Here is a 20,177-nt window from a genome sequence, read left to right on the forward strand (position 1 = left end):
TCACGAAAGTCATGGGGTGGGAATCGGTGCATGATTCCCACCCCATGCCGTGGGCGCAGTCTACCGTATCCGCGCGTGTCTTCCAGAGTGAAAAGAACCCGTGGCCTCCTCACAGAACCTGTACCCAGAATTCGACGATGCGGAAATACGGGAAACGATCGATCCGTTGTCCGCACACGACAGCGATGTTCTCGCGACGCTCCTGGCACCGGCCCCAGCCGCGCCGGCACCCTCGTCTCCCGTCGTCAACCGCTGGGTGGACGAGGAGGAGGAGTACCCGTTCCAGCGCGTCGTGCGCCGGCTGGCCGCGCAGGCGGCACCGCCCGAGCTGATCGCCCGGCACGCACCGCTGTTCGCCGACCCCGACACCATCACGCTGCAACTCCTGACCAGGGCCGAGAGCCGGCTGCGTCACACCACCACCCGTTCACTCGTCGCCGCGCTCAACACGGCGTCCAAACGCGGTGAGTTGCGCGGTGACACCCCTCACGCCCGCTACCTCGACTTCGTCGTGCACCGCACCGACGCACAGCGATTCGCGGACTTTCCCGTGCTGCGCTCGGCCGTGGGCCACCTCGTACGCAACACCGCCGCCGCCTTCGACGAACTGTGCGAACGCCTCACCGCCGACCGCCCGTCGATCGCCGCCGCCTTCGCTGTCGACCTGGACGACCCGCTCACCTCGATCGGCCAGGCCGACGGCGACGCCCACGCGCACGGCCGCAGCGTCTCCGTGCTCACCTTCGCCTCCGGCACCCGGCTCGTCCACAAGCCGCGCGACATCTCCTGCGAGGCGGCGTACGAGCAGATCACCGCGCACGTCAACGCCCACGCCGGCACCGCTCTGCCCGCCGCCCGCACCCTGCCCCGTACCGGCTACGGGTACGTGGAGTTCGTCGAGGCCGAGGACGTCACCGACATCTCGCCGCGCTTCATGCGCCAGTGCGGGCAGCTCGCGGCCGTCCTCTACGCGCTCGACGCCCGCGACATGCACTTCGAGAACATCCTCGCCACCCGGCGCGGCCCGGTCCCGGTCGATCTGGAGACGCTCCTGCACCCGGCCCGCGTCCACGTCGGACCGCGCCCCGAGGCGGAGGGCAACGCCTACGACGTCATCGCCCGCTCGCTCTACGGGATCGGCATCCTGCCGCTCGTCATGGCGGGCAAGGCCGAGGGCTCCGGCCATGTCGACCTCGGCTTCCTCGGCGGCGCCAACCAGGGCACCTCGCCGTTCCGCGGCCTCGCCTTCGAGAACCCCTTCACCGACACCATGAAGGTGGTGCTCCGCGCCGAACAGGCCGAGCAGCGCAACACCGTGGTGCGCAGCGGCGACGAGGCCGAGATGCAGAACCTCGCCGACGAGATGGCCGAGGGCTTCGCCGACACCGCTCGCGCCCTCGTCCGCGACCGCGAGGCCTGGACCACGCTGCTGACCCGGCTGGCCGCGAGTATGCGTGTCCGCTACGTGCACAACCCGACCGCGCTGTACGCCCAGACCCTGCGGATGACCGCCTCGGCCGCCGCGATGGCCGCGCCGGACACCGCGCTCGGCCTGCTCAAGCGCATCGCCATCGCCTCCAAGACCTCCGACCGGGGCATCATCGCCGCCGAACTGCGGCAGATGGCCGAGCGGGATGTGCCGTACTTCTCCGCCGAGGCCGGCGGCACCGTGCTCTACGACGCCGACGGCAAGGACACCGGCGCCCGGCTTCCCGAGTCCCCGCTGCACCGGGCGCTGCACAAGGTCCGCGCCCTGGACGAGTCGGTGATCGCCCGGCAACTGACCCTGCTGTACTCGGCGTTCTGCTCCCGCTTCCCGGACAACCACCTCACCGGCGCGGACACGTGGCACAGCGCCGCCCCCTCCGGGCCTGCCGCCCCCGGTGCCGGGAACCTCCGGGAGCTGGCCGCGCACCTCGCCGACGGCCTGGTGGCGAGCGCTCTGCCGGACAAGTTCGCGCACCTGCCGCGCACCTGGATAGGCCCGCTCGCCTCCGCGCAGGCGGAACGCGTCTGGCCGTGCGGCGTCCTCGGCTACGACCTGTACACCGGGCGCACCGGCCCGGCACTCGCGCTGGCCGCCGCGGCGAAGGTGCTCGGCGACGAGACGTACGCCGACGCCGCCCGACAGGTCTTCGCGCCCAGCGCGGACATCCTCGCGGGCGGCCGCTACGAGCAGCGCAGCGTGCAGCAGACCGGCCCCGGCGCCTACACCGGCCTGACCGGTCTGCTGTTCGCCCTGGACACGGCGGGCCTGCTCCTGGACGAACCAGGATGGCGCCAGGCAGCACGGGACGCGGTCCCGCTCGCCGTCGGCCAGATCGCCCCGGACACCGCCGGCGCCGACGTGATCAGCGGCCTGGCCGGCACCGCCACCCAGCTCGCCGCCCTCGGCGGGCCCCACGCCCTCGCCGCGCTTCCCCGGCTCACGGAACGGCTCTGCGACCGCGTCGAGGCGGCCGAGGGCACCTGGGCGCGGCAGTCCGGCTTCGCACACGGTGTGGCCGGGGTGCTCCACGCGCTGAGCGTGCTGCGCCCGCACCTGACCGACCCGGACCAGCTGCGCCGTGCCGAGGCGTGCGCCGCGGCGGTCACGGACCGGCTCGGCACCTTCCACGACACCGGCGAGAACAACTGGTTCTCCAACGTGGACGAGCCCGAACGCTTTTCCACCGGCTGGTGCCACGGCGCGGCCGGGATCACGCTGGCCCTGCTCGCCCGGACCGAACACAGCGACGACGAGCAAACCCGCGCCTGGCTGGACCTGGCGGTCGCCAACACCCTCAAGGACGGCTTCGGGCGCAATCTCACCTGGTGCCACGGCGACCTCGGCAACCACGACGTGCTCACCGAAGCCGCCACCAGGCTCGGCGACGGACACCTGGCGGAACGGGTGGCCGAGCTGGAGGAGACCCGACTGCGGCCGGAGGTGTTCATGAGCAAGCTCACCGATCACCGCAGCCGGTACGCCCACACGACCAGCCTCATGGTCGGCACCTCGGGCGTGCTGCTGCACCTGCTGAACCGGCTCGCGCCCGAGGCACGCGTCTCGCCGCTGTCCCTGACCCGCGGGGAGCGGTGATGGGGCGCCGCGTGCCTACGGTCACCCAGGTGACCCAGACGGAGTGCGGACTGTGCTGCTGCATCGCCGTCATGCGCTACTGGGGCCGAACCGAGGACTTCTTCACGGTGCGGCAGAGCCTGGAGGCGGGCCGCGACGGACTCGGCGCCAAGCAGCTCTCCGACTTCCTGCGTTCGCGCGGGATGCGGACGAAGGCGTTTCGGGTCCGGGACGTGGCCGGGCTGACCCGGTTCACCACGCCGGTCATCCTCTACTGGGAGGACTACCACTTCGTCGTCCTGGAGAAGTTCGACGGCCGGATGGCCACCGTGATGGACCCCGCCATCGGCCGGCGCCGGCTGACACGGGACGAACTGGCCGCCGGTTTCAGTGACATCGTCATCTCCGCCGAACCCGGCGAGGAGTTCACCCGGCAGAAGCAGCCCGCCACCAAGGACTGGCGGTCGGTGCCCCTGTTCGCTGACCGCTCCGCCTCCCGCATCGCCCTGGTCACCCTGCTCTCGCTCAGCGGCTACCTCGCCGTCCTCGGCATCCCGGCCCTGACGAAATGGGCGGTGGACCGGCAGTCCGACTGGACCGACCCCGGCGATCTGGGCCTCGTGCTCGGCGCGATCGGCGCGGCGGCCCTCGGGTACCTCGTGCTGTGGCTCCTGCGGGTGAGCGTACTGGCCTCGCTCATCGGGCTCATGGGCGCGCACCTGATGTCCCACACCTTCCGCCGCCTGCTGAGCCTGCCGTACAAGTTCTTCACCACCCGGCAACCCGGCGAACTGCTGTTCCGGCTGAATACCGTGAACGCGGTGCGCGACCTGCTGTCCTCACGGATCGCGCAGGGCGTCCTCGACATCGGCACCCTCGTCTGCATCGGCGTCTACCTCTATGTCACGGAGTGGCGGATCGGGCTGATCGCCACCGGGCTCTTCGCCTGCAACGCGCTCTACCTGTGGCTGACCCGCACCCGCGTCAAGGAAGTCACGGACGCCGAGATCAGCCAGCTCGGCCGCAGCCAGTCCACCCAGCTCGACGCCATCGTGTCGATCCCCACCATCAAGATGGGCGGCTACGCGCAGCAGTTCGCCGACGAGTGGGCCAAGGTCTACACGGCGTCGCTGGACGCGATGAAGCGCCGGATGCGGCTCCAGCAGGGCTGGATCGCCGGGATCGCGACCACCACGCAGATGTTCGGCCCCATGGTGCTGCTCCTGTCCAGCCTGTACTTCGTGGCGCACGGCATGGTCTCGCTCGGCTCGGCCATCGCGGTGCAGTCGGTGTCGGTCACCTTCTTCTCCATGACCACCTCGGTGTTCCAGATGTTCACCGAGTTCACCGAGGCGTCCCGGTACATGGCACGGCTCAGCGACATCACCGCGCACGACAGCGAGGCCCCCGGCGGCGACCTCAAGGAGCTGCCTGACGCCTCCCTCACGTTGCGGGACGTCGGCTTCCGGTACACCCGGCACGCGGCCCCGGTGATCGACGGGGTGTCCCTCGACGTCCCGGCAGGGTCGCGAGTGGCACTGGTCGGCACCTCGGGCTCCGGGAAGTCCACCCTCGGCCGGCTGCTGTGCGGGCTGCACGAACCGACCTCCGGCACCATCGAGTTCGGCGGGCGGCCGATGGCCGACTACGACAAGGACTTCCTGCGCCGCCAGATCGGCTACATCCCGCAGGAAGTGCATCTGCACAACCGCACGATCCTGGAGAACCTCACCCTCGGCCAGGACATCGACGCCGAGGAGGTACGGGAGTTCTGCGCGCAGGTCGGCATCCTCGACTTCGTCGACGCCCTGCCGATGGGCCTCAAGACCCTGGTGTCCGAGCTGGGCGCGAACTTCTCCGGCGGGCAGCGGCAGCGACTGGCGATCGTACGGACACTGCTCCAGCGCCCGAAGATCGTGGTGATGGACGAGGCCACCGCCTCGCTGGACACCATCAACGAGCGCCGCGTCACCAAGATCATGAAGGAGATCGGCGCCACGCAGGTCATCATCGCCCACCGGCTGGCCACGATCCGGAACGCCGACCGCATCTATGTGCTCGGCGACGGACGCGTCATCGAACACGGCACTCACCAGCAGCTCTTGGACAACCAGGCGACCTACGCGGTGCTCTACGCGGAAACCGGCGCCTCGACCCTCGTAGGCGAGACAGCATGACTGAGACCCCATCCCCCGCCCCCGCGTCCACCGCTTCCGCGCTCGCCGTGCCCGCGCACCCGCAACCCGCGCCCTCCGTGTCCGTGGCCGCCTTCCTGCCCTTCTACCTCGACCTGGCACCCCGCGACGCCCTCGCCTCCGCACTCGCCCCGCTGCTGGAGGAGACGGTGGCCCCCGAGGCCCGCGACGACACCCTGCACACCCTGTGGGACGTGCTCGTCTGCACCGTCGAAGGGCACAGCTACCGCACCCTGATCGGCGAGTTCCACGCCCACAGGGAAGCCCTCGGCCTGCCCGTGGACGCCGACAGCCGCACCGCGCTGGACTCCTTCACCGCGCTGCTCGCCGACCCGGAGCGGCGGGCCGCGCTGCTCGGCCGCTACCCGGTGCTCGCCGAACGCCTGAAGACCGTCATCGGCAACATCCACGCCGCCTGCCGGGAGATGCTCCAGGCATGGCGGGACGACGCGCACGTGCTGGCCGAGGCCTTCGGCCTGGACCCGGCGGGCGAGGCCCTCACCCGCGTCGCCCCCTCCCCGTCCGACCCCCACAACGGCAACCGCCGCGTCTTCTTCGTCACCACCGCGAGCGGCCACGACCTCGTCTACAAGCCGCGCCCGCTCACCGGGGACGACCTGCTGCGTGACCTGTACCGCGCCGCCGGCGAACGGCTGACGTACTCCCTGGAGCACTGCGTCCCCGAGTCGGTGACCGTGGGCCACCACGGCTGGCAGCGCTTCACCGAGGCGTCACCGATGACCGCCTCCGCCGAACCCGCCCGCTACTTCTACCGGTTCGGCGCGCTGACCTGCCTGCTCAGCGCGATCGGCGCGACCGACCTGCACGACGAGAACCTCCTCGCACACGGCGAGCACCCCTGCGTCATCGACTCCGAAACGGTGCTGCGCGGCGACGGGGGAGTACCGGACGAGAAGCTGCCCCACCGGCTGATCAACCACATGAAGTCCTCGGTGACCTCCACCATGCTGCTGCCGGTGGAGAACCCGGACTCCGCCATCGACGTCCTCATGTCCGGTGCCGGCCTCGTCGGCGAGCAGGAGTCCCAGATGCGCACCCCGTCCGTCGCGGACAAGGAGAGCGACGCGATCCGGGTCGTCTGGGACACCGTCACCTACCACCACACCACGAACGTGCCCCGGCTCGGGGACGACCCACTCCTCATCACCGACCACTTCCCGCACGTCATGGCCGGGTACCGGGACGCCCTGGCGTTCCTGGCCGGGCCGGAGACCGAAGAAGTGCTCCGCGGTCACCCGGACACCCACGTCCGGTCGGTGCTGCGCTCCACCGAGGTCTACAGCCGCTACCTGGACGCCTCCACCCACCCCCGCTACCTGGGCTCGCGCACCGAGGCCGACCGGCTCCTCGGCCTGCTCAACAGCAAGCCCCGGCCACTGCCCGAGGGCCAGCTCGCCTACCTGCGGGACGCCGAGTCCCAGGGGCTGGACGCGGGCGACATCCCGTACTTCTCCGTACGCGCCGGCGCCACCACGCTGCGCGCCCACGACCGGGACCTGCCGGACTTCTTCACCGTCTCACCGGTCGACAACGCGCTGCGCGGGGTCCGCGCCGCCCGCGAACGGCACGAGCGCTACCACCAGTTCCTCGTCGAGGAGTGCATCGGCGGGATCGCCTCCGCACCCGGCGGGCTGTCCGCGCACAGCGTGTTCGGCGGCGACGCGCTGGCCCGCTCCGCCCCCGGCACCTGGGGCTTCGCCGTCGCCGACGTGGTGCGGGACCTCGCGGTCACCGCCCAGGGAGCGGACGGCCTCCACGTGGGCTGGCTCGGCAGCATCGGCCCGGACCGCAACGCCGCCACCATCACCCCGGGCAACTACGTCGCCTTCCACGACATGGGCGGCATCACCCGGCTCATGCGCCGCGCCGCCGCGCTCAACGGCCGGTACACGGAGTTCGCCCGTGCGGCCGACGCCGGGCTCGCCACGCTCACCACCGAGTACCGCAACGTGCTGGACACCATGCCCGAGTCCGTCTTCTCCGGACTGGCTTCGCTGCTGCTGTCCCGCCCGGACGCCGTCGACGACGCCTGGGCCGGCGAACTCGTGGCGCTGATGGAACGCAGGGGCGAGGACCGCGAACCAGACGTGGCCAACGGCCCGGCCGGGGTCCTCATGGCCCTGCTCGCCCGGCTGGAGAACGGCCGCACCGCGGGCACCGGCGCGATCGAGGATGTCCTGCGGCTCGCGTTCGCCGACGCCCGGCGCGCACCCGGCGGCGCCGAGATGGAACTCGCCCACGGCGACCTCGGCCTCTACTGGGCGAAAGCCCGCGCCGGCCGCGTCCTCGGCCACCGCGCGATGGCCGAAGAGGCGTTCGGCTGGCTCGCCGCCCGGCTGGACGGGCACCGCCCCGCCGTCCCCGGCTGGTGCAAGGGCGCCGCCGGAGTGCTGCTGGCCGCCGCCGAGATCTGCCACTCCGCCGGACGGTACGACTGGCTGGCCGGACAGCGCCTCGACGCGCTGGTGACGACGGCGACCGCGCTGGACGACGGCCCGGTCGAGGTCTCCGTGTGCCACGGCAGCAGCGGCACCGTCCAGGCGCTGCTCTCCGTCGCCGCCCTCACCGGCGACACGTCCCTCGCCGACCGGGCCCGAGCCCACCAGGCCGCGGTGCTCGACCGGGCCCGCCGGTACGGGTTCTACACCGGTGTCGCGGGCCGCACTTCGCTGATCGGCTACATGCTAGGTTGGTCCGGCGTCGCCGACACCGACCTGATGTTGGCCTCCGCCACCCCGGCCCCGGCACCGATCGCACTCACCGGCGAGGAGCGATGACGATGCGGTACTCGCTGGTCCTGCCGATCGTCGCGGTCCGCCCCGAACAGGCCGTGCCGTTCGCCAACCTCGTCCGCTGGACCCGCGCGGAACGACTCTGGCAGGGACAGAGCCAAGTCGTCGACAACCACCAACTGGCCGCCTGGCTGGCCGGCATCGGCATCCGCGTCCCCACCGGCTTCGGCGTCGACCTCACCCCGCTGCGCACCCCCTACCACGCGGCGAGCGAGGCCCGCTCCACCGCGCTGGTCACCGGCTGCCCCGTGCTCGCCGCGTACGGCCCCGGCTGGCCCGACTACCAGCGGGCGGTGCTCGGCGAGCCGTACCGCAGCCCGCTCGCCGCGACCCGCGACTACGTGAGCGCGGTCCGCGCCCTGCTCCGCGGCGAACTGGCCGAGAACGAAGGCGGCGCCCATCCGATGCGCGCCGGGCTGCTCACCGTGCCCGCCCCGGAAGTACGGGTCGGCATCGGCGCGCTCCGCCCGCGGATGGCCGAACTCGCCGGTCAGGTCGCGGACGCCGCCGTCACCTGGCTCTCCCCGCCGGAACATCTCCGGGACGTCCTGGTCCCGCGCGTCACCGAGGCGAGCGCGGCGGCCGGACGCGACCCGGTGCCCACCACCGCCATCGTGCCGATGGCGCTCGCCGAGGACGGCCGCGAGCACGACGACACCGCCCTGGCCACCTTCGGCGCCCACCTGCGCGCCCCCCACTACCAAGCCGCGCTCCGCGAGGCCGGGCTCGACCTCACCGGCGAACCCGCCGACGCGGCGAAGCTCACCGAAGCGGGCGGTTTCCTGTGGGGCACCCCCTCGGACATCCGCGACGGGCTGCGCCGGTACGAGGAGGCGGGTGTCGACGAGGTGGTGCTGAACGTGACGGGCGTCGCCGCGACCAAGGGCGCCCGCGCCGCGGCCTCCGACCTGGAACGTGTGCTCGACATCCTCTGACCCCCCACCCGCACCGCACCCCCACCCACGGCGGGCAGCCCCTCACGGCGCCCGCCCGGCACAACCGGAAGCCATGATCCAAGTAGAGAACCTCAGCAAGCGCTACGGCGACACCCTCGCGGTCGACGACCTGTCGTTCACCGTCACCCCCGGCAAGGTGACCGGGTTCCTCGGGCCCAACGGCGCGGGCAAGTCCACCACCATGCGCATGATCCTCGGCCTGGACCGCCCCACCGCCGGGCGCGCCCTCATCGCGGGACGCCCGTACGAGGAACTGGAGCGGCCGCTGACCGTGGTCGGCGCGCTGCTGGACGCCAAGGGCGTGCACGGCGCCCGGACCGCCTACCACCACCTGCTCGCGCTGGCCGTGAGCAACGGCCTGCCGCCGAGCCGGGTCGACGAGGTACTGGAAATGGTCGGGCTGACCACCGTGGCCCGCAAACGCGCCAAGGGCTTCTCCCTCGGCATGGGCCAGCGCCTCGGCGTCGCGGCGGCGCTGCTCGGCCGCCCCGACGTCGTCGTCCTGGACGAGCCCGTCAACGGCCTCGACCCCGAAGGGGTTCTCTGGGCCAGGGAATTGATGAAACGGCTGGCGTCCGAGGGGCGCACGGTGCTGGTCTCGTCGCACCTGATGAACGAGATGGCGGTCACCGCCGACCACCTCGTCATCATCGCCCGCGGCCGACTGCTCGTGGACTCGCCGATGAACGAGTTCATCGACCAGCACTCCCACGCGTCCGTCACCGCCCGGGTCTCCGACCCGGAGGCGCTCAAGGACGCGCTGGACACCGAGGGCATCCGCAGCGCACGGCTGCCCGACGGACGGATCGAGGCCCTGGACGTCACTCCCGAGCGGGTCGGTGAACTTGCCAGCGACCGCCGGATCGCCGTCTACGAGATGGGTCGGCGGACAGCGTCCCTGGAGCAAGCGTTCATGGAACTGACCTCTGAGCAGACCGAGTACCGCGCCGTCCTGGAGGTGGGCCGGTGAAGCAGGCCCTGCACGCCGAGTGGATCAAGCTGTACAGCCTGCGCACGCACCTCGCCTGCCTGCCGGTCTACGTCTTTGTCTGCCTCGGCATCAGCCTCCTGATGGGGTGGACCAGCCGCCACAGCGACGGCATCGACCCCGTCGCCCTCGGTTTCTCCGGGATGCAGAGCGGCATGGTCCTGCTCGTCGTCATCGGCGTGCTCGCCGTCACCAGCGAGTACGCCTCCGGCTCCGTGCGCGGCTCCCTGCTCGCGGTGCCCCGGCGTGGGCGCTTCCAAGCGGCGAAGCTCGGCGCGCTCGCCCTGGTGGCCGCCGTGGTGTCGGCGATCACCGCGCCGCTGTCGTACCTGCTGGTACAAGGACTGCTCGGGGACCGGGGGACCGGTGTGGACGGCGAGGTCGTGGCCCGGATGGGCGGCGCGGTCCTCTACACCGTGCTGCTGGTGCTGTTCTCGATGGGAGTGGCCCTGGTGCTGCGCTCCACCGCGCTGACCCTCGGCGTGCTGGTCCCGTTGTTCTTCATGATCTCCACCATGCTGGCCAACATCCCGGCCACCCGCGCGGTCGCCCAGTTCCTGCCGGACATGGCCGGCTCCCTGGCGCTGCGCCACGACCTCCCCGCGCACAGCGTCCTCGGCCCGGTCAGCGGCCTGGCCGTGCTGGCGGCGTGGGCGGTGGCGGCCATCGCGGCGGGCCGCTTCGCACTGGCCCGCCGGGACGCGTAGCGGCTGCCTGACGAGGGGCGGCGAGTCGGGCAGCAGGGGGGAGACGGGACCAAACCCGTTCACCACGGCGCACGCTGGGGCGCCCCCCGAAAGCCTGATCCGCCGTCAACAGGGCGGCGCGCCGCCACCTCCGCGAGCGCTACGACGCCTTGGGCCCGGCATCGGCACCGTTTCGACATCTGCCGAGTGTTCGTCCGCGACGGTGCGGCAGCCCCCTCCGGGGCCGGTACGACCAGCGCCTCGACGCCCGTCGGGCCCTGGCGTCCGGCCTGTCGGCGGGGGAGAGGGGGACTCTCGTCGCGGACATGGACGCGCCGACGGCGAGTACTCAGGGCTGGCCAATACTTCGTCGCTCGATATATGCTCCACTCATGACCACCCGGAAGCCGTCCCTGACGGAACCGCAGTACTTCATCCTCGCCGCGCTCATGGACGGGCCGTTGCACGGTTACGGCATCATCAAGGCCGCCGAGCAGGCCACCGACGGGCGGCTGCGGATCGCTGTCGGCACGCTCTACGGCGCGCTGGAGCGGTTGGAGCGGGCCGGGCTGGTGGCCCCCGGTGACGAGGAGATCGTGGACGGACGGGCGCGGCGCTACTACCGGCTCACCGAGGACGGCAGCCAGGCACTGGCCCGGGAGGCGCTCAGGATGCAGCAGGCGGCGTTCCTCGTCATCGGACGCTCACCCCAGGCCGGGGCGGCACCCGCGTGAACCGCCTGCTGCTCGCCCCCTACCCCAAGTCCTACCGCTTCCGGCAGGGAGCGGAACTGCTGGACTGCCTCACCGAGGCGTATCCCGGCCGCGCCTGGCCCCCACCGCGGGAGATCGTCGCCCTGGCGCGTTCCGGGGTGCAGGCCCGCGCCGGAGCCGTTGCCGACGACCCGGCCCGCCCGTGGTGGCTGGACGGCATCCACCTGACAGCCCTCGCCCTCGCCGCGCTGGCGCTGGTCCCGTACCTGCAGGATGTATGGCACTGGACATGGCACATCGACCCGGGACAGCACGCCGTGGCCTTCCGCTTCTCCGGCTGGTACCCGTGGGCGGAGGGGGAGGGGCCGACACGGTCCCTCCCCTACGGGCTGCTCCCACTGGTCTGCCTGATCGCCCTGCTGCGCGGCAAACCCTGGATCGCCCTGCCGGCCGCGGCGGCCATGATCTGGGCCGGCGCGACGCCCCATGGCCGCACCTTCTTCGGCGACGAGGGGGTGAAGGGCCTGAGCTACTACGGGCTGGGCGCCCCGATAACGGCCCGTGACCTGGTCCTCTCGGGTGCTCTGTGCGCCGCGTGCGCCGTGCTGGCGTTCTGCCGTCCCGGCCGGCTACGGCGCCGCTCCTACTGCTGGCTGGCCCCCGTGGCCCTCGCCATGTACGTGGCCGGTGGCCTGCACATCATCTCCGTCAGCCCGGCCTTCCAACGCGGACTGTTCGGCCTCGAAGTGGCCGCGCTGATCGCCGCCTGGGTGGCGACGGCCGCCACCGGGGACCACCGGTGGCTGCTCCCCGTCGCAGCGGTCGCGATCGTGCGCACGCAGGCGATCGTCGCCCGGCCGGACGCGTTCATGCAGTCCTTTCCGCACCTCCTCGTCCTCACCCTGCTTGTCGCCCCCCTCCCCGTCCTGGCGATCACCGCCCAGCGTCGGCAAGCGCGGGCACTCGCCGAATAGGAACGGCCCCCGGTGGGCCCCGGCCGAGCCAGGCGGCGCCTCGGTGGGCCGCCACGCGTGCGTGACCTGACTCCCCTCAACGGAAGAAACCGAACGATGACCCAGCACGACTCCCCAGCCATGCCCGCGCACCGCCGGGGAGGCGCAGGGCAGGCCCCCGAACCCCCTCCCCACCTCCGCCCGTCACCTACACCGCGGCCGTGGATGCCCGCTCTGCTGTACGCCCTGGGGTTCGTGGCGGTCTACCTGCTCGCCATCTGCACCCCGTGGGGGCAACGAGCCGAGAACGCCCTGTTCGGTCTCAGCAGCGGGGACCCCGAAGCTGTGTGGTTCTACCCCCTGTCAGGATCGGCCTACGGCTCGACGCCCCTGCCGCCGCTGGAACTGAGCGCCAAGCCCACCCTCATGGTGGGCCTGGCCCTCATCGTGCTCCTCACCTTGGTGCGCCGGTGCTGGTGGCCGGGGTGCGCGGCACTGGCGATCGTCATCGTCACGGCCGGAGGCGCTGAGGTGCTCAAGGGGGGCCTGCGGCGCCCCGATCTGGTGGGCGCGCCCGAGAATCTCCTTGATCAGGGCTTCCCCAGCGGACACACGGCCCTCCCCGCCACGCTGACCCTGGCCGCCGTCCTCATCGTCTCTGCCCGTATCCGCCCCTACGTCGCCACTGTCGGTGTGCTGTGGCTCGCCTGCATCGCCGCCTACAGCGCGACCAACGGCGGCCACCGGCCCAGCGAAGTGCTGGGGGCCACACTCCTGGCCTGTGCCTGCTACGCCCTCGCGACTTGGCTGCTGCCGTCGGCCGCCGCCCCGGAAGGCACGCGGAGCCCCCGCCTGCTGACCGTCATCGCGCTGACCTTGGCGGTGGCCGCCGCCTTCGTCGGCGGCGCACGCGATGACACCCTCACAAGGTCGCTGGTCTCCGGGGCGACGGGCTCCGTCTGCGCCGCCCTGGTCTGGTACGCCGCAGTCGTGTGGCCCGCACACGCCGCACGCCGGACGCGCCTCGCGCTGGTCTGACCGACCAGTCCGTCCCGGGCGAGCGTGCTTGGCCCGACGCCACCGCCCGGCCGCAGAAGCCCTCGCCGGCCGAGCGGACGCGCTGCCGCTCGACATGCCCTTCGGTGGTCCGGTCAACGAGGCGGTGCCGGCCACCGGAGCGGCGGGAACAGCCGGATAGGCGCTGCCTCGGCGGGCGGCGCCTTGATCAGCTCGTGGACCCCGGGTGCCAGCAGGCCCAGCATGAGGAGCGGCGGCCATGGGCGGTCGGCTGGCGGGGAACCGGGTCGAAATGCAGGCCCGGGGAAAGGGCGTGGGGCCCAGGCGACGCCTGCGCCCTCGGGGGCGAGGCCGCGAAGGTGGCCGAAGGGCGGGGCATGCGGACAAGCTCCTGGTCAGCGGGCTCGGCAGGGGAGTGCGGAGGTGGCGGCGCCGAAGGTCGCGCGAAACCGGGGCGAGCAACGGCGTCTCCGAGGTGAGCGGGCTCTTCGGTACTCCAGGGCGTGCCCTGGAACACTGCTGGAACACGTCCCCCCTGGGGCACGAACAGGAGGCGGGCCCGGCTCCAGTTGTCCCCGGGGCCCACTGAAGCCCGGCGGCACATCGAGGGCGAGGCCGCGGCGTCGGAGCCCGTGGCGATCACGCAGTGGGAGACCAGGGCCCCCGCCCCCGGCGAGCACGCCGACGCCCCCTACGTGTCGTTCGCCGAGAGTTCGGAGGGGTCGGCGGAGGTGCCGGAGGAGGTGGCTGTCGACACATCGGGGCGCAGGGTGAAGACCTTGTCCAAGCCGACGATGCCCAGGATACGGGCGGTGTTGGCGGGGACCGCGGCCAAAACTATGCCGCCGCCTTGTTCGATGGCCCAGCTCCTGGCAGACAGCAGGGCGCTGATCCCGCTGGAGTCGCAGAAGTCCAGACGGGCCAGCCCAAGGACCAGTAGTTGCCCGGTGGCCAAGGTGAGACCCTCCACGGCGGTACGTAGTTCGAGCGCTGTGGAGTGGTCGAGGTCACCGGTGATCTCCAGTACGGGCCCGGTCGTGGCGTATCGAATGCTGATTGTCAACGGGCTCATGTCAAGTGTTCACTCGCGGGGTGGTAAGGGAGGCGGGCACGCCGAGCGCGAGCAGCGCGGTGTCGTCGTTGAGTCCGTCGCCGAAGGAAGTGAGCAGTTCGCTCAGGGCGGTGATGAGGGCTTGTGCCCCCGCCGGTGGCTGGGCGGCGGTGAAGGTACGCAGCGCGTCCTCGCCGTACAGCTCTTTGCCCGGCCCGGTGCGGGCCTCGGTCAAGCCATCGGTGTAGAGGAGCAGGGTGTCGCCGGGCAGGAGCCGGGCGCGAGCGGCGGTGAACGGGGCCTTGGGCAGCACGCCGACGAGCAGGCCGTCGGGGGTGGGGAGGTACTCCGCGCTGCCGTCCGCGCGCTGGATCAGCGCGGAGGGGTGCCCGCCGGAGGCCAGATGCACGTCGACGTGGCTGTCGTTCGGTTGCAGAACGCCGAAGATGACAGTGCAGTAGCGGCCCTCGCCGCTGGCGTACCGCTCGTGCAGCACGGTGTTCAGCGTGGTCAGCACGGTGACCGGATCGGCGTCGTGCAGGGCGGCGGCCCGCAGGGTGTAGCGGGCCAGCGAGGTGACCGCGGCGGCTTGGGGGCCCTTGCCGCACACGTCCCCGAGGAAGAACCCCCACTGGTCTCCGCCCAGGGGGAACAGGTCGTAGAAGTCTCCGCCCAGCAGATCCGGGGAGGCCGTGTGGTAGTAGGACCCCGCCTCCAGGCCCGGGATCACGGGCAGCTGGCCGGGCAGCAGGCTCTGCTGGAGGACAGCGAGCGCCTCCTGGAGCCGCGCCTGGTCCGCCTCGGCCTGCCGACGGGCTTCCTCGGCCGCCTTGCGGCCGCGCAGCAGTTCGGTCTCGTAGGCGCGGCGGTCGCGGGCGTCGAAGACGGTGGTGCGGATCAGCAGGGGTTCACCGCGTTCGCTGGTCTTCACCTTCGAGGTGACCAGCACCGGCATACGCGCAGCGGCGCTCGTGACCTCCATGGCGATACCACGGACCTCGCCCTTCATCTGCAGCAGCGGCGCGAAGTGCGTCTCGTAGTAGAGCTTGCCGCCCACGGTCAGCAGATCGGTGAAGCGCATCCGCCCCACCACCTGGGACCGGTCCAGGCCCAGCCAGTCCAGCAAGGTGGTGTTGATCTTGGCGATAGTGCCGTCCATCAGCGTCGACAGATACCCGCACGGAGCCTGCTCGTACAGTTCCTCGGCACTGTCTTCGAGCAGCGAGGTGAACACCGCGTCCGTGGCGTCCACATCGTTCCCCTCACCGGGTTCCGGCATCGTCTGATCGGTACGGCACATCATCAGGCGGCCCCGACGAAGTCGGTGATCGCCCTCGCCGTGGCCTGGGGCGCGCTCAACTGCGGGCAGTGCCCCGTCGCCTCCAGAGTCACCAGCCGGCTGCCGGGGATCGCGTCGCGCACGTAGGCGCCGACCTCCCGGGGTGCGATCACGTCCTGCCGGCACTCCAGGACCAGCGTGGGCACCGCGACCGTCTTGAGATCGTCGCGGCTGTCGGACAGAAACGTCGTACGGGCGAAGACGCGGGCCATGTCCGGGTCGGTCGCGCAGAACGAGGCGGTCAGCTCCTGGCCCAGCTCCGGCCGGTCCGCGTTGCCCATGATGACGGGCGCCATCGCTGCGGACCAGCCCAGATAGTTCGACTCCAGCGACTCCAGCAGTTCATCGATGTCCTCGGCGCTGAACCCGCCCCGGTACCCCTCGTCGTCGATGTAGCGGGGCGAGGGGGCGACCATCACCAGACGGGAGACGCGGCTGGGCTCCTTCGCCGCCGCGAGCACCCCGACCATCGCACTGACCGAATGCCCGACGAACGTCACGTCCCGCAGATCCAGCTCCTCGCAGACCTCCAGCACGTCGAGCGCGTAGCCCTCCAGCGAGCTGTAACGCCGCTCGTCCCAGGCCGAGGGGTCCGCCCGGCCGGAGCCGACGTAGTCGAAGAGCACCAAGCGGTAGTCCTCGGCCAGAGCGGGGACCACCAGACGCCACATGTTCTGGTCACAGCCGAACCCGTGGGCCAGCAGGAGCACCGGACCGTCCGTACGTCCGGTGACCGTGATGTTGTTCCTGCGATGGATATCCATACTCGCCAGTCTTGCACTCATCTTGTCGTGTCCAGCACGGCCCCATTGCTGGGGATCGTGAGGACTTACCGGGGATCATGTGGCCGTCACGGCCTGCTGCGGCCTGCGCCGCAGAGTCACGGGAAGAGGCCGCCCACCCGGGAGTGGTCCTGTCCCCGGCCCGCGTTGAGCGCGTAGGTGTGCGCGTTGCGGCGCGGGGTCGGCTCGGTGAACGACCGCCCCACCAGGACCAGCCAGGACGCACGGGCAGAGGTGAAGTGCGGCTGGAACCGCGGAGGGCCCGGCAGCCACTTCTTGACGAAGCAGTCGCCGGTTGACCACCGCCCCGCGCGAATCTTCACGGGGACGGCATCGACGCAGACCACCGGACAGAGGGTATCGAGCGGTCGGCTCTGCCCTTCGGTCATGTCACCGAAGATCTTGGTGGTGACGGAGGAAGTGGTCTGCCGGGAGGCCCGGCGCCACAGGCCCCCGCCGGCTGGGCCTCGCCCGTGACGGTGGGCAGGCCCTTCGCGGCCGGCGAGATGGCCGTCTCGTCCCTCCCGTCTATCCCGCCCAGAGGCTTACGGCGCTCCCCGACGATCTCCGGCTCGAAGAAGCCGCTACAAGACGCAGCCCTGGAGGTGGCCTGTTCGCGGAGGCTCGTCGTGTCCTACGCGGTTTTCGCTCGGTGGCGTGGTGCGCGCGTGGCAGACAAGATCTGGAGCAGTGCGCATCCGGCTCCGAGCGCGCACACCCCTGTCCATCCCCAGGTGCCGGCGGCGAGGGGTACTACGGCGGAGCCGAGGGCCCCGCCGGCGAAGTAGGCAGTCATGTACGCGGAAGTGAGGCGTGAGCGCGCGTTCCCGGGCAGGGCGTAGATCTGACTCTGGTTCGTGACATGCATCGCTTGGACACCGAAGTCAAGGATGATGATGCCCGCCACCAGAGCGGTCAGGTGGGCGCCGCCGTAGACGAGCGCGACCCACGACAGCAGCATCATGGTTGCCGCCGCCCAGGTCGCCGTACCCGAGTGACCGGTGTCGGCGAGCTTTCCCGCGAGTCGCGCTGCAACGGCACCCACGGCACCGATGATGCCGAAGAAGCCGATCACTGCCTCCGAGTAGTGGTAGGGCTCTGCCGAGAGGAGACCTGTGAGTGCTGTCCACAACACGCTGAACTGCGCGAACGCGAGTCCGCCGAAGAGCATGCGCACCCGCAGCACCTTCTGCTGCCGGACGAGCCGCAGTACCGAGCCGAGCAGACGCGGATAGCTCACCATGGCCTCGGCGGGCTCCGTGGTGGGCAGCCGCCTGGCGAGCGCGACGGCGATGACGAGCATGCTGATCGCGGCCGTGACGTACACGGCCCGCCAGCCCGCGAGGTCGGCAATGAGCCCGGCGGCGGTTCGGGCGAGCAGGATACCGATGAGCAGGCCGCTCATGACCGTTCCGACTGCTCGTCCGCGTTGGGCCGGAGCCGCGAGCGTGGCGGTGAGCGCGACGAGCAACTGTGCGACTACCGCCGTCGAACCGACCAGCGGTGCCAGCCACAGTACCCAGGCGCCGTTGGGGGCGAGGGCGGTGAGACCGAGCGCGAGAGCGGAGAGCACGCTCAGACCGCCGATGAGCCGGCGGCGGTTGAGCACGTCGCCCAACGGAAGGACGAGGAGCAGGCTCGCGGCGAAGCCGAGCTGGGTGAGAGTGACGATCAGCGGGGTGACCGCTGCTGGCAGGCCGAGATCGCTGCCGATTGCTTCGAGCAGGGGCTGGCTGTAGTAGGCGACGGCGACCGCGGTCGCCGTCGCGACCGCAAGTAGTGCCACGGTGGACCGCGGCAGCGTGCGTGCTGTGTTGCTCATCCTCCCAGGCTGGCCGTGACGTGCGCCGTATGTCGAAGTCCCATCCTGAGCACACTTGATACCTTTGAGGTATGGAGATTGAGTTGCGGTGGCTGTGCTATGTGGTTGCCGTCGTCGACCACGGCGGGATGCAGCGGGCAGCGCACGCGCTGCACATGACTCAGCCTCCGCTCAGCCGGCAGATTCGCGAACTCGAGCGGCGGCTCGGCACACCCCTGTTCACACGCCGCCCCTTGGAACTCACGCAGGCGGGCACTGTGTTCGTGGCACGGGCGCGCAGGCTCCTGGCAGAGGTGGACGAGGTCGTTGCGGCGACGAGAGCCACGGCGGCGGGAGAAGCGGGCGAAATCGCCATCGGCTACATCTTGTCGGCGGCCTATGACACGATCCCGCAGTTGCGTGCCGCCTCCGAAGCTGCCTTCCCCGGTATGGTGCTCGACGCCACGGAATACTGGCCGGGACAACTCGACACGGGTCTGCTCAGCGGTGACCTCGACGGCGTAGTCGCCCACACCATGCCCGTCCGAGCGGACTTCCGCCGCGAACTACTCCGCATTGATCCCCTGATCGCGGTCACCCACCCGTCGAACCCCGCGGTTTCGGACAGCGGCTTGGTACAACTCGGCGAAGCCTTCAACGGGCAAACCTTCGTGTTCTACGATCCGAAGTACGCGCCCGAGCACTACGCACTGCTCGTCGACGCGCTCGATGCCGGTGGGGGATCCCACCCTGTCCGTCTCGACATGGTGCCGGGATTGCGCAACATCGCGCTGCCGGACGAGCGCAGTTTCACGCTGATCCCCGCGTCCATGGGGCCTTTCCTTCCCCGGACTGTGCGCGCGGTACTTCTGGACCCCAGCGAGCTTCCCGCCGCGCGCACCGAACTCGTATGGCACCGGGACCGAGAATCACCGACTCTCCTGAGGTTCTTCGCGGCCGCCCGGGAAGTGAGCACCGAGCGCGACTGGCTCGCCACCCCCACCCGCACCGTCCTAGCGCATCAGGCCGCTACGGGTCGGTGAGGCTCGGACCTGACCGCGGATAACGGGAGCCGACTCGCCGGGCTTACAACGGCTGACACCACGAGGCGGGTTGGTCCGTTCTCCGTGTCGGTGGGCGGGCGCTGTCCGGGTATCGGGGCTTCGCCGTGGACCGTGCCGGATGAGTTGTGAGCGGACCGAGTCGCTGCTGTCGCGCGAGGTACGCCGGTTTCGGTATTTTGGGCGCAAGCCGCTGCCCGAGTGAGAGGGTTGTACGGCGAGTCGGAGCACGTGCCCGGGGAGTTGGGCTCTGGTTCGGGCATGAGTTGCTGACAGCGACTGCGGGACTGGAACGAGGCCGGCGTCTGGCAGCAGTTGCATGAAGTGCTGTTTGCCGAACTCAATGCGGCTGGCCGTCTGGACTGGTCGGGTGCCGTGGTGGACTCCAGCCACGTGTGAGTCGTGCAAAGAGGGAACCGTGGACGGGATCGAGTCCGGGTCCCCGGTCGGACGTGGCCGCACGGGAACGAAACACCACCTGATCATCGACGGGCACTGCACACCGCTCGCCGTCATCCTCGCCGGTGGCAACCGCCGCAACCTCACCCCGTTCATGCCGCTGATCGATGCCACCCCACCCGTCAGAGGTGGGACGGGTCCCCGGGGTGCAAGCCCGACTCGCTCTTCGCCGATCGCGGATACGCCTACGACATTTACCGCGACTAAGAGGCCGTTTCTATTGGCGTAGTCGCTCGTTGAGCCGTGCATGGCTGATCTGGTGGAGCGTCTGGTGCCGGAGGAGTTGTGGACGCTGTTCCGGC

General features: G+C 70.9%; 15 protein-coding genes and 1 pseudogene. 11 read left to right on the forward strand and 5 right to left on the reverse strand.

Going from position 1 to position 20,177, the window contains the following annotated elements; translation table 11 throughout:
• Window positions 1-166: 166 nt before the first annotated feature.
• The 9 genes from IF99_RS0123455 to IF99_RS0123495 all read left to right on the forward strand — a co-directional run bounded on the left by IF99_RS0123455 (window position 167) and on the right by IF99_RS0123495 (window position 13,403).
• Window positions 167-3,082, forward strand: a complete 2,916-nt coding sequence (locus IF99_RS0123455; protein ID WP_051703642.1) for a type 2 lanthipeptide synthetase LanM family protein — start codon at window positions 167-169, stop codon at window positions 3,080-3,082.
• Window positions 3,082-5,238: a peptidase domain-containing ABC transporter gene (locus IF99_RS0123460; RefSeq protein WP_030998980.1), complete on the forward strand. Its 2,157-nt coding sequence runs from the start codon at window positions 3,082-3,084 to the stop codon at window positions 5,236-5,238. The genes IF99_RS0123455 and IF99_RS0123460 overlap by 1 nt, the downstream gene beginning before the upstream one ends.
• Complete coding sequence (gene lanM, locus IF99_RS31065; protein ID WP_037827412.1) at window positions 5,235-8,054, forward strand: type 2 lanthipeptide synthetase LanM; 2,820 nt, start codon at window positions 5,235-5,237, stop codon at window positions 8,052-8,054. Before IF99_RS0123460 ends, lanM begins: the two co-directional genes overlap by 4 nt.
• Complete coding sequence (locus IF99_RS0123470) at window positions 8,051-9,004, forward strand: LLM class flavin-dependent oxidoreductase (protein WP_030998982.1); 954 nt, start codon at window positions 8,051-8,053, stop codon at window positions 9,002-9,004. Before lanM ends, IF99_RS0123470 begins: the two co-directional genes overlap by 4 nt.
• Before the next feature lie 73 nt (window positions 9,005-9,077).
• The gene (locus tag IF99_RS0123475; RefSeq protein WP_037827414.1) at window positions 9,078-9,995 is read left to right on the forward strand and encodes an ABC transporter ATP-binding protein; all 918 of its coding nucleotides are present in this window, start codon (window positions 9,078-9,080) and stop codon (window positions 9,993-9,995) included.
• Entirely contained in the window at window positions 9,992-10,720 is a 729-nt protein-coding gene (locus tag IF99_RS0123480) for an ABC transporter permease (protein WP_030998986.1), read from the forward strand. Before IF99_RS0123475 ends, IF99_RS0123480 begins: the two co-directional genes overlap by 4 nt.
• 371 nt (window positions 10,721-11,091) lie before the next feature.
• Window positions 11,092-11,433 (forward strand): PadR family transcriptional regulator, encoded by a 342-nt coding sequence (locus IF99_RS0123485; RefSeq protein WP_030998988.1) that lies wholly within the window; start codon window positions 11,092-11,094, stop codon window positions 11,431-11,433.
• Complete coding sequence (locus IF99_RS0123490; protein ID WP_030998990.1) at window positions 11,430-12,386, forward strand: hypothetical protein; 957 nt, start codon at window positions 11,430-11,432, stop codon at window positions 12,384-12,386. The genes IF99_RS0123485 and IF99_RS0123490 overlap by 4 nt, the downstream gene beginning before the upstream one ends.
• A gap of 96 nt (window positions 12,387-12,482) precedes the next feature.
• On the forward strand, window positions 12,483-13,403 hold the full coding sequence (locus tag IF99_RS0123495) for a phosphatase PAP2 family protein (RefSeq protein WP_037827416.1): 921 nt from the start codon (window positions 12,483-12,485) through the stop codon (window positions 13,401-13,403).
• A gap of 670 nt (window positions 13,404-14,073) precedes the next feature.
• On the opposite strand, the gene IF99_RS0123500 is transcribed toward IF99_RS0123495, so the two are convergent.
• The 5 genes from IF99_RS0123500 to IF99_RS0123520 all read right to left on the reverse strand — a co-directional run bounded on the left by IF99_RS0123500 (window position 14,074) and on the right by IF99_RS0123520 (window position 18,376).
• The gene (locus tag IF99_RS0123500; RefSeq protein ID WP_051703643.1) at window positions 14,074-14,454 is read right to left on the reverse strand and encodes an STAS domain-containing protein; all 381 of its coding nucleotides are present in this window, start codon (window positions 14,452-14,454) and stop codon (window positions 14,074-14,076) included.
• 1 nt (window position 14,455) lies between these two features.
• Window positions 14,456-15,733 carry a PP2C family protein-serine/threonine phosphatase gene (locus IF99_RS0123505; RefSeq protein ID WP_030998995.1) on the reverse strand — a complete coding sequence of 426 codons (1,278 nt, stop codon included), beginning with the start codon at window positions 15,731-15,733 and terminating at the stop codon, window positions 14,456-14,458.
• Window positions 15,734-15,735: 2 nt separating this feature from the next.
• Window positions 15,736-16,536, reverse strand: a complete 801-nt coding sequence (locus IF99_RS0123510) for an alpha/beta fold hydrolase (protein ID WP_030998997.1) — start codon at window positions 16,534-16,536, stop codon at window positions 15,736-15,738.
• A 116-nt stretch (window positions 16,537-16,652) separates the two neighbouring features.
• Window positions 16,653-16,943, reverse strand: coding sequence for a hypothetical protein (locus IF99_RS0123515; RefSeq protein ID WP_158716645.1), 291 nt, complete (start codon window positions 16,941-16,943; stop codon window positions 16,653-16,655).
• 245 nt (window positions 16,944-17,188) lie between these two features.
• Window positions 17,189-18,376 carry an MFS transporter gene (locus tag IF99_RS0123520; RefSeq protein ID WP_030999001.1) on the reverse strand — a complete coding sequence of 396 codons (1,188 nt, stop codon included), beginning with the start codon at window positions 18,374-18,376 and terminating at the stop codon, window positions 17,189-17,191.
• Between the two features lie 71 nt (window positions 18,377-18,447).
• Between IF99_RS0123520 and IF99_RS0123525 the strand changes: the two genes are divergently transcribed.
• The gene (locus IF99_RS0123525) at window positions 18,448-19,398 is read left to right on the forward strand and encodes a LysR family transcriptional regulator (protein WP_030999003.1); all 951 of its coding nucleotides are present in this window, start codon (window positions 18,448-18,450) and stop codon (window positions 19,396-19,398) included.
• Between the two features lie 84 nt (window positions 19,399-19,482).
• Window positions 19,483-20,079 (forward strand): annotated as a pseudogene (locus tag IF99_RS35130) (transposase); the annotation flags it as partial.
• Between the last annotated feature and the right edge of the window lie 98 nt (window positions 20,080-20,177).

Source organism: Streptomyces sp. NRRL F-5630, from assembly GCF_000719475.1.
Classification (GTDB): Bacteria; Actinomycetota; Actinomycetes; order Streptomycetales; family Streptomycetaceae; genus Streptomyces.